Source organism: Propylenella binzhouense (assembly GCF_009866965.1).
In the GTDB taxonomy this organism is placed as follows: domain Bacteria; phylum Pseudomonadota; class Alphaproteobacteria; order Rhizobiales; family Afifellaceae; genus Propylenella; species Propylenella binzhouense.
Genome location: NZ_SPKJ01000016.1, coordinates 31,343 through 45,855 on the forward strand (window position 1 = coordinate 31,343; position 14,513 = coordinate 45,855).

Below are 14,513 nucleotides of genomic sequence, written 5' to 3' on the forward strand. Positions count from 1 at the left end.
GGTTCGTTCATGCGGCTGCACTGACGTCGTGCAGGTCTCCCTGTTGCCAGCGGACCCGCACGGTCTGGCCGGGCTCGAATGCGTGCTGGTAGAAGACGCGCTCAGGAACGAGCGCGGCGAGCGGCAGCCCCTCGTCCAGCGTGAGGCTCACCAGCACCGCGGCGCCCTGATATTCGATCGCCGCGATCCGGGCCGGTCTTCCCTTCGCCTCGGCGCCGTCCGGAAGGACCGCGACGCGGTCCGAGCGGATGGTGACCGTGCGGCCGTTGATCGGGATCACGTTGTGGCCGCCGATGAAGCGGGCGACGAACTCGGTCCGCGGCTCGTTGAAGATCTCCCGCGGCGTGCCGGCCTGCTCGATAGTGCCATTGTTCATGACGACGATGAGGTCGGCGAGCGCCATCGCCTCCTCCTGGCTGTGCGTCACGTGGATGAAGGTGATGCCGAGTTCGCGCTGGAAGCGCTTCAGCTCGGCCCTGACCTTGATTCTGAGGAACGGATCGAGCGCGGAGAGCGGCTCGTCGAGGAGCAGGATGCTCGGATCGGTGACGAGGGCGCGGGCGAGCGCGACGCGCTGCTGCTGGCCGCCCGAGAGCTGGCTCGGCAGCCGGAGGGCATAGGCCTGCATCGCCACGAGCGACAGCATGTGCTGGGCGCGCGCATGGCGCTCGCTTTTGGCGATGCCGCGCATCTTCAGCGAGAAGGCCACGTTGTCCCGCACATTGAGATGCGGGAAGAGGGCGTAGCTCTGGAACATCATGGCGGTGCCGCGGGCCGCCGGCGGCTGGTCGTTCACGACCTCCGAGCCGATCACGATGTCGCCGTCGCTGACGCTCTCGTGGCCGGCGATCATCCTGAGCGTCGTCGTCTTCCCGCAGCCGGACGGCCCGAGCAGACAGCAATAGGTGCCGGCCCTGATCTTCAGCGCGATCGCGTCGACGGCCAGGGTGTCGCCGTAGCGCTTCGTGAGGCTCGCCAGTTCCAGATCGACGGCTTTCGGCATGCTGCCGCTCCCGCTACCCTCTGCCCACGTATCGCAAGCCGCGTGCCATGCCCGCCTGCCGAGGATCCGGCGCGCCTCCCGGGGCAACGGCGCGCGCGGCCTGACCCGTGGCGGGGCCGATTGCCTACCGCGTAGGCAGAAGGGCGCGTGCGGCGGCCGGTCCGCCGGCGACGCCGCTCGCGGCACGACGCTTGCTGCGGGGCAGGGACGCCGGGAGAGATGCTTCCGGAGGGAGCGGGGAAGCCTGGATGGACGTCGGAGAGGATTGCATCGTCGAGGCCGGGACCCTCCTCTGCGGGCTCGATGCGCAGCGGAGGCCGATCGTCCGGCACGACGTCGCGATCGAGGTGCGGGGCGGGACGATCACCACAATCGGACCTCGCGACCCGCAGGCGATCGCGGCGAGCGGCCTGCCCCGGCACGGTTCGCCCGGGGCCGTCGTCATCCCGGGCCTCGTCAACGCGCACCACCATTTCGGCCTGACGCCGCTGATGATGGGCGTGCCCTTCGCGCCCCTGGAACTCTGGCTGCCGCGGTTCCGCGCGATGCGGCAGATCGGGCCGCGGCTCGATACGCTCTATTCCGCGATCGAGATGCTGGAGAGCGGGACAACGACGGTCCACCACATCAACAGCGGGCTCACCGGCGGCCCGGAGGAATGGCACGCGGCGACCGACGGCATTCTCGCCGCCTATGGCGAGATCGGCATGCGGGCCGGCTATTCCTTCATGATGCGGGACCGCAACATCCTCGCCTATGAATGCGACGAGGACGTGCTCGCCGCGATGCCGGAGCCGGTCCGCGCCTGGCTCCTTCCGAGGCTCGCTCCGGCGCATGTGCCGACCGCCGACTACATGGCGTTCTTCGCGGAGGCCAGGGCGCGCCGGGAAGCCGCCGCGCCGGGGCGGGTGCGCTTCCATCTCGCGCCGGCGAACCTCCATTGGTGCAGCGATGCGAGCCTCGAGCTCGTCTTCTCGACGGCGCGGGCGCACGGCGCGAACGTCCACATGCACCTCGTCGAGACCGAGCGCCAGGCCGCCTTCGCGCGGCAGCGTTTCGGCCGCTCGGCGGTGGCGCACCTCGCCGCGCTCGGCTGCCTCGGCCCGGAGCTGACGCTCGGCCACGCCAACTGGACGGACCGCGCGGATCTCGACCTCCTGGCGGAGCACGGCTGCACGGTCTGCCACAATGCGAGCTCGGGGCTCCGCCTCGGCAGCGGCATCGCGCCGGTGAACGAGATGCGGCGGCGCGGGATCCCGGTCGCGCTCGGCATCGACCAGTCGAACATCTGCGACGATCGCGACATGATGATCGAGATGAAGCTCGTGTGGGCGCTGCATCGCGAGACCGGCCTCTGGAACGACCGGCCGGACGCCGCGGAGATCCTCGCGATGGCGAGCGAGCACGGCGCGAACTCGGCCGGGTTCGGCGACAGCGTGGGCCGGATCGAGCCGGGCAGGCAGGCGGATCTCGTCCTCCTCTCCGCAGACGCGATCGGCCGGCCCTTCGTGGACCCGCGCGTGCCGGTCGCCGAGGCGGTGCTCCATCGCGGCGGCCGGCACGCGATCGACAAGGTCCTCGTCGGCGGCCGCGTGGTGGTGGCGGGCGGCCGCGTCGTCTCGATCGACCGCGACGCCGTGATGCGCGAGATCGCCGATCGGCTGGCCGCGCCCGAAACGCCCGCGGAGCGCGAGGCGCGGACGATGGTCGACGCGATGATGCCGCATCTGGAGGCCTTCCACCGCGCCCACGCGCCCGCCGAGGGCTACCGCGCCTATCGCTACAACGCGATGAGCGACCCGGAGGCGTGAGCGTGCCGCTCGACCTCGTCATCGCGGGCGTGCGGCTCGCCGGACGGCCCGATCCGGTCGATATCGGCGTCGCGGACGGGCTGGTCGCGGCGATCGAGCCGCGGATCGAATCCGAAGCGCCCCGCGCCGACGGAACGGGCTGCCTCGCCTTCGGCGGCTTCGTCGAGACCCACGTGCATCTCGACAAGGCCTGCATCCTCGACCGCTGCCGGCTCCGGCACGGCACGCTCGAGGAGGCGATCGCGCTCACCGCGCGGGCGAAGGCCGGCTTCACGGTCGAGGACGTCCGCGCCCGCGCTGCGGCGGTCATCGAGAAGGCGGTCACGCACGGGACGATGCGCATGCGGAGCTTCGTCGAGGTCGATCCGCGGGCCGGCTTCCGCTCGCTGCAGGCGCTCCTCGCGCTCAGGGCGGACTACGGCTGGGCGCTCGACCTCGACCTCTGCGCCTTCGCGCAGGAGGGGCTCACGAACGAGCCGGAGACGGCCGGCATGCTGGACGAGGCGCTGCGGATGGGCGCGACCTCGCTCGGAGGCTGCCCGTACACGGATCCCGACCCCGTCGCGCATGTCGCCGCGATCTTCGAGATCGCCGAGCGGCACGGCGTCGACGTCGACTTCCATGCCGATTTCGACCTGGATCCTGCCCACTCCATCCTGCCGGAGATCGCGGCCCAGACCCGCGCGCGCGGCTATGCCGGCCGCGTCTCGGTCGGCCACGTCACCAAGCTCGCGGCGATGGCGCCGGAGGCGGTGGCGGGGATGGCGGAGACGCTCGCGGAAGCGGGCGTCGCGGTGACGGTCCTGCCGGCGACCGACCTCTTCCTCGGCGGCAGGGCTGCGGACCGGCTCGCGCCGCGGGGCGTCGCGCCCGCTTATGCGCTCGCCAGGCGCGGCGTCCTCGCCTCGGTGGCGAGCAACAACATCCTCAATCCGTTCACGCCGTTCGGGGACGCCTCGCTCTGCCGGATGGCGAACCTCTACGCCAATGTCGCCCATCTCGCGCGCGAGGAGGATCTCGCCGCCGTGTTCCGGATGGTGAGCGGGGACGCCGCCCGGCAGCTCGGGGCGCCGCACGGAATCCGCCCGGGCGGCCCGGCGGATATCGTCCTCCTCGATGCGCCGGACCCGGCCGCGGCGGTCCGCACCGTCGCTCCCGCGCTCGCCGGCTGGAAGGCCGGCCGGATGACGTTCCGCCGCGGGCGCCCGGAGCTCTTTCCGCCCGCGCCGCCGGCCCGGGCGGCGGGCGCCTGAGATCCGCGGGATCGCCTCAGCGGAGCGCGGCTTCGGCCTTGTCCGCCCCGGCCGTGCCTGGCTGGGACCAGCGCAGCGACACGAGCGCCGCCGCGAGGAGGACGGTGCCGTAGATCAGGCTGTAGAGGTTCGGCACGAGATAGGCGAGGCCGGCGAGCGCGCAGAGCGTGCGCGTGACCGGGCCGAGCGGCCGGTGGGCGTAGCCTTCCTTGGCGACGGAGATGAGCACCACGGCGAGCAGGACGCTGACGATGCTTCCCGCGATCGCCGCCGGGCCGCCGATCAGCATGAGGCCCGGATCGTAGATGAAGGTGAACGGGAGCAGGAAGGCGGAGACCGCGAGGTTGCAGGCCACGAAGGCGATCGCCATCGGATTGTCGTCGGCGATCGCCGCAGCCGCATAGGCGGCGACCGCGACCGGCGGCGTCATGGCCGACAGCACCGCGAAATAGAGCAGGAAGAGGTGCGCCTGGATCGCGGGCACGCCGAAATCGCGGATGAGGGTGGGGGCGACGAGCGCGGCCGCCAGCGCGTAGGCCGCCGGCGTCGGCATGCCCATGCCGAGGAGGATGGTGAGCGCGCCGCCGATCACGAGCGTCAGAAGCAGGTTCGAGCCGGCGAGCAGCGCGATGAGGTCGGAGACCTTGCCGGCCAGGCCGGTCATGGTGATGCCGCCGATCACCATGCCCGCCGCGGCGCAGGCGCCGGTGACCGCGACCATGTTGAAGGTGGTCTGCGCCGCGCCGTCATAGAGCGCGCGGAGCGAGAAGGTTCGCCAGCGGAGCGCCCACACGGCCACCACCGAGGCGGCTCCGAAGAGCGCGACGAAGGTCGGCGTGTAGCCGGCCCAGAGCGCGCCGACGAGCGTCACGAGCGGTACCAGGAACAGGAAGCCGCGCTTCAGCGTCGGCGCGAGCTCCGGAATCTGCTCTTCGGGCAGGCCGCGCAGGCCGAGCTTCAGCGAGCGCAGATGCACCTGCACATAGATCCCGACATAGTAGATGATCGCGGGCACGAGCGCCGCGACGGCGATCTCCACGTAGGGGATGCCCGTGAACTCGACCATGATGAAGACGGCCGAGCCCATGACCGGAGGCAGGATGCTTCCCCCGGTCGAGGCCGCCACCTCGACGCCGGCGGCAAGGCGCGGCGAATAGCCGAGCCGCTTCATGATCGGGATCGTGACGGAGCCGGTCGTTACCACGTCGGAGGTGGGGCTGCCGGAGACCATGCCGAAGAGCCCGGAGGAGAACACGGCGACCTTGGCCGGCCCGCCGGGTCTCCGCCCGGCGAAGATCGCCGCGAAGTCGAAGAAGAACTCGCCGCCCCCGGCGCGCTCCAGGAGCGTGCCGAAGAGGACGAAGAGAAAGGCGTAGGTGGCGGTCACCTGCACCGGCGCGCCGAACAGCCCGTCGGTGGTGAAGACCATCAGGTCGAGGAAATGGCCGGGCGTGATGTGGCCATGCGTGAGCGGGCCGGCGAGCAGGTGGCCGAAGAGGTTGTAGGCGACGAACAGCACGACGATCGTCGTCAGCCCCAGCCCGACCGTGCGGCGCGCCGCCTCGAGCGACATCAGGAGGATCGCCGAGCCGAAGAACCAGTAGCTCGGCGGCAGCGGATCGAACAGCGACATGCGCTGGCCGATCGCGTCCACCTCCGAAACGAAGAAGACGAGGCTCGCGAAGGCGAGCGCGGCGAGCAGCCAGTCCGTGACGAGCGGCCTGTCGGCGCGCGCCCGCTCGCTGTGGCCGATGAGCGGGAAGACGAGCACCAGCATCATCGAGAGGAACACGATGGTGCGGGAGAGGACGTCCCAGGTCGAGAACGCCGCCGCCCAGATCGTGTAGGCAGCCACGAGCACCGCATAGAGCTTGAAGGCCTGCCCGAGGCGGCCGCTCGGATAGCGGCGCACCCCGGTCGAGAAGGCGAGATTCACGAAGCTCAAGAGGCTTCCCCTTCCGCCAATCGCATCGGCTTCGGTCGAAAGGACGGGCCGGAGCCCGTCCTACATCAGCCCCGCTTCCTTGTAGGCGCGGATCGCGCCCTCGTGGAACGGCGCGGCCTCCTGGTCGATCATGATGCTCGGCTTGAACCGGCTCATGGCGCTCGAGACCGCGGCCATGCGGTCCGGATGCTCGATCATCGCCTTGGTGATGTCGTAGGCGGTCTGCTCGTCGAGCTTCTCGTCGGCGAAGAGGATGATGCTGGTCGTCACCGTCTTCGCGTCCTTCTTCTGCCAGTCGTGCGCGCTCGCCGGGATCGTCCAGGGCTTCAGGTGAAACTCCTCGATGGTCTTCTTGGCGGCCTCGTCGGGCACGTCGACCATTGCGAGATCGACCGCCTGGGCCATCTCCGCGATGCTGCGGTGGCCCTCGAAGAGGGTGTTGGCCAGGAGGTCGATGCGGCCGTTCTGCATGAGCTCGGCCTGCTCGTTGGAGGCCTGGAACTGCACCGTGCCGCCCCAGGACTTGATGTCGTCGAGGGTGATCCCGATCGCCTCCAGCGTCGCTTCGGTGATCGCCGAGGTGAGCAGGCCGCGCCGGTTGAAGGCGAGCCGCACGGGCGGCTTCGCCGTCTTGAGGTCGTTCAGGTCCTTGATGCCGTACTTCTCCGCGAAGTCCTTGCGCGCGATCCACATGACCGGCGCCCAGTCGTAGAGAACGGCGATCGCCTTCAGGCCCTGGACCTTGTCCTTGAAGGGCTCGCGACCCTCGACGGCGTAGATGAGGTCGCCGTCATTCGCCATGCCGATCTCGCAGGTGCCGCCCTTCACCTGGACGACGTTGGCGAGGCCGCCGCTGGAGGTCTGATAGGTGATCGTGGAGCCCGGATAGGCGGCCTTCATCGCCGCGTCGAGGCCGGCGCCGACGAGCGACCAGAGGCCGCCCGGGCTGGCGCCGCAGACCGTCATCGTATAAGGCCCGGCAAGGGCCGGGGCGGCCGTCGCCAGAAACAGTCCCGCAATCCACCCCGCCAGCGCGACAGGCTTACGCATAGGCTCTTCCTCCATCTCCATGGCCGGCGAAGGGCGGTGCACGGGGTCCGGCGGGAGCACACGGCGCGGCCGGAGCCGCATTCCCGGACCGGGTTCCCCGCATTCCTGCCGGGCCGCCGACCAACTTCCGCCGGAAGTGAACCAGCATACGTCCCGTTCATCAAGCAGAAATGCCGATTTTGTTACGGATGCACAAAATTGGACCGCAGGATGCAGCTTTTGGCCGCCGGCTGGGCAGCGCCGCGAATACGGCCGCATCAGCCGCGGCCGCATCAGCCGCGGCCCTGTCGGCGCTTCGGCCTTCGCGAGCCGAACAGGAGCACGCAGAGCACGAGGGCGGCGATGAGCGCGCCGCCCAGCACCCAGAAGGAGGCGCCGAGCCCGGCGGCCTGCGCCACGGCGCCCATCGCGAGCGGCACCACGACGGCGGCGAAGCGGTTCGCGGTCGCGCGCAGGCCGGCGCTCACGCCCTGCTCCTCGACGCCGACATCCTTGGAGAGGATCGAGATCGTCAGGGGGAATCCGAGTCCCTGCCCGATGCCGAACAGGCAGGCCGCCGCGGCGAGCGGCCAGAAGCCGGGCAGGGCGGGCGTGACCGTGATCGCGACGGTGGAAAGGGCGACGCTCGCCGCGAGCACCGCCTCGGCCGAGCCGAGCAGGCGGATCGCCGGCCCGATCAGCAGTGTCGACGGCGTGCTGCTCAGCCAGGCGATCGATACCAGCACGCCAATCTGCGCCGCCGAGATCCCGACCCCGGTGAGGTGGACCGGGTAGAACGATTCCTGCATCGTGATGAGGGCGATGCGCAGGAACGTCATGCAGATCACGAAGGCGACCAGCGTCCGACCGAGGAGGCGGAACGCCCGCAGATAGACCTCCGGCCCCGGCAGGCCCTTGCCGCCCCGTCCGGCGGAGGGGATGGCGCGCGGCATGGCGAGCGTGCTCGCCAGCAGGCCGGCGCTCCAGAGGCTCACCATCCCGAAGCCGCCGACCGGCCCGAGATGGTCCCAGGCGAGGCCCAGCAGCAGCGGGCCGAGCACGCTGCCGAGATTCGTCAGGAAGGAAAAGATCCCCATGGTCCGCGGATCGCCGTGGACCAGCAATCCGATCGACGCCTGCGAGCCGAGCCAGCTCACGGCGGAGACCAGCCCGAGCACGAGCTGCAGCGCTATGAGCGGCCAGACATGGGGAAGCAGCGGATAGAGCAGCGGCAGCGCGATGCCCCCGGCGGCGCAGGCGAGCATCACCTTGCGGACGCCGATGGCGTCCATCAGGCCGCCGAGCTGGATCGACAGCAGGAACGGCAGGACTGAGCGGGCGCTCAGGATGAAGCCGATCCAGGCCGGCTCGATCGCGAGCTTCGTCGTCCAGAGCGGCGTCACGAGCCCGACGATCTGCATCAGGCTCAGGCTGAAGAACGCGCCGGCATTGGTGGCGACGAGCGCGCGCCTGCGGGCCCGGGCCGCGGCCGGGTCAGCCGCGTCCGGCATCTGCCCCGGCCGCGCGGTCGGATTGCTGCCGGGCCTGACGAAGGCGCGCGGCGGCCGGGATCGGGCGCGCCGCACCGCAGGCCGGCCGGTCACTTGGCTTCGTTCCGCCGGAGGGTCCAGCACGGCAGGTCGGCGTTACGGGCAAGCGGAATCCTTCTCCTTGTCGCCAGCGGACTATCCAGTGCTTCCTGCCGGCCGGGAAGGCGGCTCCGGCCCTTTTCCGGGACAGCCATCCCAATCTGCCACTCTTCTCAGCACATCTGAACCTTTTTTGGCATTGACACAAAAAAGGTGTTCGTGTTGCAATTTTTGTACGGTGGGCCGTGCCGGTGGGAAAGACTTGGCCGTGCCGATGATCGCGCACCCACGGAGGAGGCTTCACGGATGTTGCAGACGGTCACCCGTGCACAGGATCTCAGGACCTGGATCGCAGAGATGGAGACGGCCGGCGAGCTGAAGCGGATCAGCGGCGCCGACCGCGAGCGCGAGATCGGCGGGATCGTCGACATCTACCAGCGCAAGATCGGCGGCCCCGCGCTGCTCTTCGACAAGGTGCCCGGCTACGATCCGAACTATCGCGTGCTCGCCAACCTGTTCGTGTCGGTGAAGCGGATCGCGCTGACGCTCGGCCTGCCCGAGACCACGCGCGAGATCGACCTGGTCAGGTTCTGGCGCGACAACTTCAAGGACCACCCGATGATCCCCCCGACCGAGGTGGAATCCGGGCCCGTCATGGAGAACGTCTTCTCCGGGGACGAAATCGACCTCCTGAAGATCCCGACGCCGCGGTGGCACGAGGGCGACGGCGGCTATTACATCGGCACCGGGTGCATGGTGGTGATGCGCGACCCGGACACCGGATGGGTCAATTACGGCGCCTACCGGGTCCAGGTGCACGACCGCAACGTCGCATCGGTGATGGCCTCCAAGGGCAAGCACGGCGACATGATCAAGCGGCGCTACCACGAGCGGGGCGAGCCGTGCCCGATCGCGGTGGTGGTGGGCGTCCATCCCGGCATCTTCTCCGTCGCCGGGCTCGAGATCCCCTACGGCAACAACGAGTACGACGCTGCCGGGGGGCTGCTCGGCGAGTCGATCCGCGTCGTGAAGGGGCCGAAGACCGGGCTTCCCATTCCCGCGGACGCCGAGATCGCGTTCGAGGGCTACGTCCATCCCGATGACCTCATTGACGAGGGGCCGCTCGGCGAATGGACCGGCTATTATGCGGGCGGTCTCAAGAAGGAGCCGGCGATCCGGGTCGAGACCTTCATGCACCGTGACGATCCGATCCTCACCGGCTGCATTCCCGCCGTCCCGCCGAACGACGACACCTTCTATCGCGGCACCTATCGCGCCGGCGCCGTCTGGCACGAGATCGAGGCGGCGGGCGTCCCGGAGGTGAAGGGCGTCTGGTCGCACGAGGCCGGCGGCAGCCGCATGTGGCTGACCGTCGCCATCAGGCAGATGTATGCCGGCCATTCCAAGCAGGCGGGGCTGATCGCCTCGCAGTGCCATGCCGGGGCCTATGCGAACCGCATGGTCGTGGTCGTCGACGAGGACGTGAACCCGGCCGACATGGACCAGGTCGTCTGGGCGATCTGCACGCGCTGCGACCCGCGCGAGGACGTCGAGATCCTGAAGGGGTGCTGGAGCACCACGCTCGACCCGATGGCCTATCCGGAAGACCGCCGGAACATGAATTCGCGGATGGTCATCGACGCCTGCAAGCCGTGGAACAGGATCGCCGACTGGCCCGCGCTGGTCCGCTCCAGCAAGGCGCTCGACGATCACGTCCGCGCCAGGTTCGCGGACGTCCTGCCGGCCTGGTTCTAGGCGAAGCGCTCCGGTCGGGAGGCCGATTCATGCCGCCACATCTCGTCTCAGTCGATCGGCCGGGGCCGGGAAATCCGGGGGAGACAATGCCGGACGCGCTCGCCCCCGCATCCCGGCCGGCCGAGACGGTCCTCGCGCTCAGCCACATCCAGAAGACCTACGGCTCCTTCAAGGCCGTCAGCGACGTCAGCTTCGAGCTCCGCAAGGGCGAGATCCTGACCCTGCTCGGCCCTTCCGGCTGCGGCAAGACGTCGACCCTGCGCATCGCGATCGGGCTCGAGCGGGCGACCGCCGGGGAAGTCCGGCTCGACGGCCGGATCGTCGACGCCCCGCGCGAGCGGACCTTCCTGCCGCCCGAGAAGCGCAACATGGGGATGGTGTTCCAGTCCTACGCGATCTGGCCGCACATGTCGGTGTTCGAGAACGTCGCCTATCCGCTTCGGGCGCGCCGTCGCCCGGCCGCCGAGATCCGGGACGAGGTGACGAAGCTGCTCCGGCTCGTCGGGCTGGAGGCGTTCGCCGAGCGGCGCGGAACCCAGCTCTCCGGCGGCCAGCAGCAGCGCGTGGCGATCGCGCGCGGCCTCGCCGTCGGTCCCGACGTCCTTTTGATGGACGAGCCCTTCAGCAATCTCGACGCGCGCCTGCGCAACCAGATGCGGGCGGAGGTGAAGGTGCTTCAGCGCCGTCTCGGCATCGCGGTCCTCTTCGTCACGCACGACCAGTCGGAGGCGCTGGCGCTTTCCGACCGGATCGCGGTGATGCGGGCGGGCAATATCGAGCAGATCGGGTCGCCGTCGGAGCTCTACCGCTACCCGCAGACGCCGAGCGTGCGCGATTTCCTCGGCGAGACGCGGCTCCTGCCGGGCCGGATCCTGAAGCGCGAGCCGGACGGACGCGTGACGGTCGAGCTCGACCAGGGCGTGACATGCGTGGTCGCGGGCTCCGACCATACGCGCAGCGCGCCGGCCCACACGAAGTGCCTCGTCGCGGTCCGCCCCGAGCACATCCATGTCGAGCCGGTGGCGACCAAGCCGCATGTCGCGCAGAGCGAGCCGAACGCGCTCGGCGGCGAGATCCTCGCGCTCCTCTTCATGGGCAATTGCTACGAGGCGAGCATCAAGCTCGCCGACGGCACGGCGATGAACGTCACCGTCCCGCCCGGCCCGGAATGGCGCGAAGGCGGACAGGTGCGGCTCAGGCTATCCCCCGAGCACCTGCAGCTCTGGCCGGCGGCAGAGGCGAAGGCATGACGGATCTCGCCCTGCCGCACGCGGCTCGGGCGCGGCTTGCGCCCGAACCGGGGCGCATCCTGTTCTGGGCGCTCGTCGGGCTTGTCGGGTTTCTCGTCCTCTTCCCGCTCGTGGCGCTGGTCGCCACCAGCTTCCAGGTCGGCACGTTCGGCCGCGAGACCACGTTCGGCCTCGCGAACTGGATCGAGCCGTTCCAGAGCCGCCGCCTCGGCGAGGCCCTGTGGAACACGCTCACGCTCAGCATCACGCGGCAGGCCATCTCGCTCACCGTCGCGATCGGGCTCGCCTGGCTGATCGCGCGCACCAACCTGCCCGGCCGGCGCTGGCTGGAGCTCGGCTTCTGGATCGCGCTCTTCATGCCGGCGCTCCCGGTCACCATGAGCTGGGTGCTCCTGGCCGGCGGGCGAAGCGGGCTCATCAACATCTGGCTGAGCGACCTCCTGCCCTTCCTCGACGGGCCGGTGTTCAACATCTATTCCTGGTGGGGGATCGTCTGGGTCCACCTCGTGACGGCGACGATCCCGATCAAGGTCTTCCTGCTCGTCCCGGCCTTCCGGAACATGGATGCCGCGCTCGAGGAGAGCGCGCGGGCCTGCGGCACCGGCCTCGTCCGCACCGTCTGGAAGATCGTCGTGCCGATCATGACGCCCACCCTGGTCGTGACGGCGCTGCTCGGCCTCATCCACTCGATGCAGGCCTTCGAGATCGAGCTCATCCTCGGCACGCCGGCAGGCATCGACGTCTACAGCACGATCATCTACGCCGCGATGAAGCAGGAGCCGCCGCTCTACGGCGTGGCGAGCGTGCTCTCGCTCTCCTTCGTCGCGGTGATCCTGCCGTTCGTGGTCCTGCAGCAATGGTACGTGCGTCGCCATGCCCACGGCGTGATCGGCGGTCGGTTCAGCACGCGGATCCAGGACCTCGGCAGGCTGCGCTGGCCGCTCTTCTCGGTCGTGCTCGGCCTCATCCTCATCATGACCGTGCTGCCGACGATCATGCTCGTGATCGGCAGCTTCATGAAGCTCTTCGGCACCTTCAACATGCCGAGCATCTGGACCACCCGGCACTGGCAGGACGCGCTCGCCCGCTCCGAGCTCGGCCGCGCGCTCGCCAACACGCTGAAGCTCGGCGCCGGATCGGCGCTGCTGGCGATGATCGCCTATTCGCTCGTCGCCTATGCCGCGACCCGGGCCCGCCATATCGGCGGGCGGCTCCTCGACTTCCTGACCTGGATGCCGCTCGTCGTGCCCGGCATCGTCATGAGCATGGGGCTCCTGCAGATGTTCCTGCAGGTCGGCCCGCTCCGCGCGATCTACGGGACGATGTGGGCGCTCATCCTTGCCGTGGTGATCGGCAGCATGACGATGGGCGTCCAGATCATCCGCGGCATGCTCCTGCAGCTCAACGCCGAGCTCGAGGAAGCGTCCTGGACGAGCGGCGCCTCGCGGCTGCGCACCTTCTTCAGGATCGTGCTGCCGCTGGTCGCGCCGTCGGTCATCGTGGTCGGCCTGCAGGTCTTCGCGACGGCGGTCTCCGTCGTCAGCATCGTCGTCCTGCTCGGCACCGGGCCGACCCAGCCGCTCTCCATCCTGCAGCTCGCCTATCTCGATTCCGGCAAGTTCGAGCCGGCCACGATCATCGGCCTGCTCATCCTCGCCATCGCCGTGAGCTCGGCCGTGCTGGCCCGGGCGGTGAGCGACCGGTTCGTGCTCTCCAAGGGGTGATGCACGCGGGGATCCAACCAAAGGAGATACGGATCATGCTCTCTCGACGCCGCTTCCTCGCGGCCACCGGCGGACTGGCCGCCTTCGCGGCGCTTCCGAAAGACGGCCGGGCGCTTGCCGCCGAGAGCCCGGAATTGGAGGCGGCGGTCGCGGCCGCGAAGGGGCAGACGCTGAACATGATCGTCGACCCCGCCGACGCCTATCGCGAGGTGATCGGGATCTTCTCGCGGAAATTCCCGGAAATATCCGTCCAGGCGAGCGTGATGCACCCGAGCGACGCGGCGCCGCGGGTCATCAGCGAGCAGAAGAACGGCGTCTACGCCTGGGACGCCTGGTGGGGCACCTGCACCAACATGAACAGCGTGGCAACGCCCGCCGGCATCCTGGCGCCGATCACCGATTCGCTGCTCCTGCCGGAGGTCTCCGACGTCTCAAACTGGCGGCGTCCGGACATGCTCTACACGTCGGACAAGGGCGACTTCGTCTTCGTCCACACGCTCTCGCTCATCAACCAGGGCGCCTATGACGCCGACCAGGTGCCGGGCGGCGACCTGTCGCTCGACGAGCTGCTCGACCCGAGCCTCAAGGGCAGGATCTCGATCCGGATCCCGAACCGCCCGCATGGCGGCTCGCTGATGCTCGCGCAGATCGCCCACGAGAAGGGCTTCGATTTCGTGGAGAAGCTGCTGACGACCATGGACCCGGTCTATGTCGACAACGACCGGCAGAACACGATGTCGGTGATGCGCGGAGACAGCGCGGTCGGGATCGGCACCGCCGAGGATACGCTCTACGAGTGCCACAAGGGCGGCGGCTGCGCGAACGTGAAGCCGTTCCCGACCGCCGACATGCAGGCGCGCGGCGTCTCCGTGTTCAAGAACCGCCCGAACCAGGCGGCGGCCACGGTCTGGGTGAACTGGCTCCTGAGCCGGGAGGGCCAGGAGGCCTATGTCGCCGAATGGGCGAAGGGGAGCCCGAACGGCGCGGTGTCCATGCGCAAGGACGTGGCGCCCGCTCCGGGCCATGCCGAATCGCTGCCGGACACCGACCACATCGATCGCTACGCGCCGGTCTCCTACGACCGCGGGCGGGAGGAGGTCCAGGCCATCATCCAGCTCTACAAGAAGGTCGCCGGCTGACAGGCGGGGACGCTG

The 14,513-nt window shown here is 69.6% G+C and carries 10 protein-coding genes; 6 read left to right on the forward strand and 4 right to left on the reverse strand.

Going from position 1 to position 14,513, the window contains the following annotated elements; translation table 11 throughout:
• Positions 1–7: 7 nt before the first annotated feature.
• Positions 8–1,003 carry an ABC transporter ATP-binding protein gene (locus tag E4O86_RS07395; RefSeq protein ID WP_161139882.1) on the reverse strand — a complete coding sequence of 332 codons (996 nt, stop codon included), beginning with the start codon at positions 1,001–1,003 and terminating at the stop codon, positions 8–10.
• Between the two features lie 248 nt (positions 1,004–1,251).
• Between E4O86_RS07395 and E4O86_RS07400 the strand changes: the two genes are divergently transcribed.
• Both E4O86_RS07400 and E4O86_RS07405 read left to right on the forward strand, forming a co-directional pair.
• Positions 1,252–2,814 (forward strand): amidohydrolase family protein, encoded by a 1,563-nt coding sequence (locus tag E4O86_RS07400; RefSeq protein WP_161139883.1) that lies wholly within the window; start codon positions 1,252–1,254, stop codon positions 2,812–2,814.
• A 2-nt stretch (positions 2,815–2,816) separates the two neighbouring features.
• Positions 2,817–4,067 (forward strand): amidohydrolase family protein, encoded by a 1,251-nt coding sequence (locus E4O86_RS07405; RefSeq protein ID WP_161139906.1) that lies wholly within the window; start codon positions 2,817–2,819, stop codon positions 4,065–4,067.
• 16 nt (positions 4,068–4,083) lie between these two features.
• Here the strand turns inward: E4O86_RS07405 and E4O86_RS07410 are convergent, their stop codons facing one another.
• From E4O86_RS07410 to E4O86_RS07420, 3 genes are all read right to left on the reverse strand, one after another.
• Positions 4,084–6,003, reverse strand: a complete 1,920-nt coding sequence (locus E4O86_RS07410; protein WP_343039118.1) for a TRAP transporter permease — start codon at positions 6,001–6,003, stop codon at positions 4,084–4,086.
• A 69-nt stretch (positions 6,004–6,072) separates the two neighbouring features.
• On the reverse strand, positions 6,073–7,062 hold the full coding sequence (locus E4O86_RS07415; protein ID WP_161139884.1) for a TAXI family TRAP transporter solute-binding subunit: 990 nt from the start codon (positions 7,060–7,062) through the stop codon (positions 6,073–6,075).
• Positions 7,063–7,334: 272 nt separating this feature from the next.
• Complete coding sequence (locus E4O86_RS07420; protein WP_161139885.1) at positions 7,335–8,552, reverse strand: MFS transporter; 1,218 nt, start codon at positions 8,550–8,552, stop codon at positions 7,335–7,337.
• Positions 8,553–8,936: 384 nt separating this feature from the next.
• Between E4O86_RS07420 and E4O86_RS07425 the strand changes: the two genes are divergently transcribed.
• From E4O86_RS07425 to E4O86_RS07440, 4 genes are all read left to right on the forward strand, one after another.
• Positions 8,937–10,385, forward strand: a complete 1,449-nt coding sequence (locus tag E4O86_RS07425; protein ID WP_161139886.1) for a UbiD family decarboxylase — start codon at positions 8,937–8,939, stop codon at positions 10,383–10,385.
• Between the two features lie 86 nt (positions 10,386–10,471).
• The gene (locus tag E4O86_RS07430; RefSeq protein ID WP_161139887.1) at positions 10,472–11,635 is read left to right on the forward strand and encodes an ABC transporter ATP-binding protein; all 1,164 of its coding nucleotides are present in this window, start codon (positions 10,472–10,474) and stop codon (positions 11,633–11,635) included.
• Entirely contained in the window at positions 11,632–13,359 is a 1,728-nt protein-coding gene (locus tag E4O86_RS07435; RefSeq protein ID WP_161139888.1) for an ABC transporter permease, read from the forward strand. Before E4O86_RS07430 ends, E4O86_RS07435 begins: the two co-directional genes overlap by 4 nt.
• A 35-nt stretch (positions 13,360–13,394) precedes the next feature.
• Positions 13,395–14,498: an ABC transporter substrate-binding protein gene (locus tag E4O86_RS07440; protein ID WP_161139889.1), complete on the forward strand. Its 1,104-nt coding sequence runs from the start codon at positions 13,395–13,397 to the stop codon at positions 14,496–14,498.
• Positions 14,499–14,513: the final 15 nt, after the last annotated feature.

Coding starts and splice junctions, on each gene's coding strand:
- E4O86_RS07435 (WP_161139888.1), top strand. CDS start 11,632: ATGACGGATCTCGCCCTGCCGCACGCGGCTCGGGCGCGGCTTGCGCCC.
- E4O86_RS07440 (WP_161139889.1), top strand. CDS start 13,395: ATGCTCTCTCGACGCCGCTTCCTCGCGGCCACCGGCGGACTGGCCGCC.
- E4O86_RS07425 (WP_161139886.1), top strand. CDS start 8,937: ATGTTGCAGACGGTCACCCGTGCACAGGATCTCAGGACCTGGATCGCA.
- E4O86_RS07395 (WP_161139882.1), bottom strand. CDS start 1,003: ATGCCGAAAGCCGTCGATCTGGAACTGGCGAGCCTCACGAAGCGCTAC.
- E4O86_RS07420 (WP_161139885.1), bottom strand. CDS start 8,552: ATGCCGGACGCGGCTGACCCGGCCGCGGCCCGGGCCCGCAGGCGCGCG.
- E4O86_RS07415 (WP_161139884.1), bottom strand. CDS start 7,062: ATGCGTAAGCCTGTCGCGCTGGCGGGGTGGATTGCGGGACTGTTTCTG.
- E4O86_RS07430 (WP_161139887.1), top strand. CDS start 10,472: ATGCCGGACGCGCTCGCCCCCGCATCCCGGCCGGCCGAGACGGTCCTC.
- E4O86_RS07400 (WP_161139883.1), top strand. CDS start 1,252: ATGGACGTCGGAGAGGATTGCATCGTCGAGGCCGGGACCCTCCTCTGC.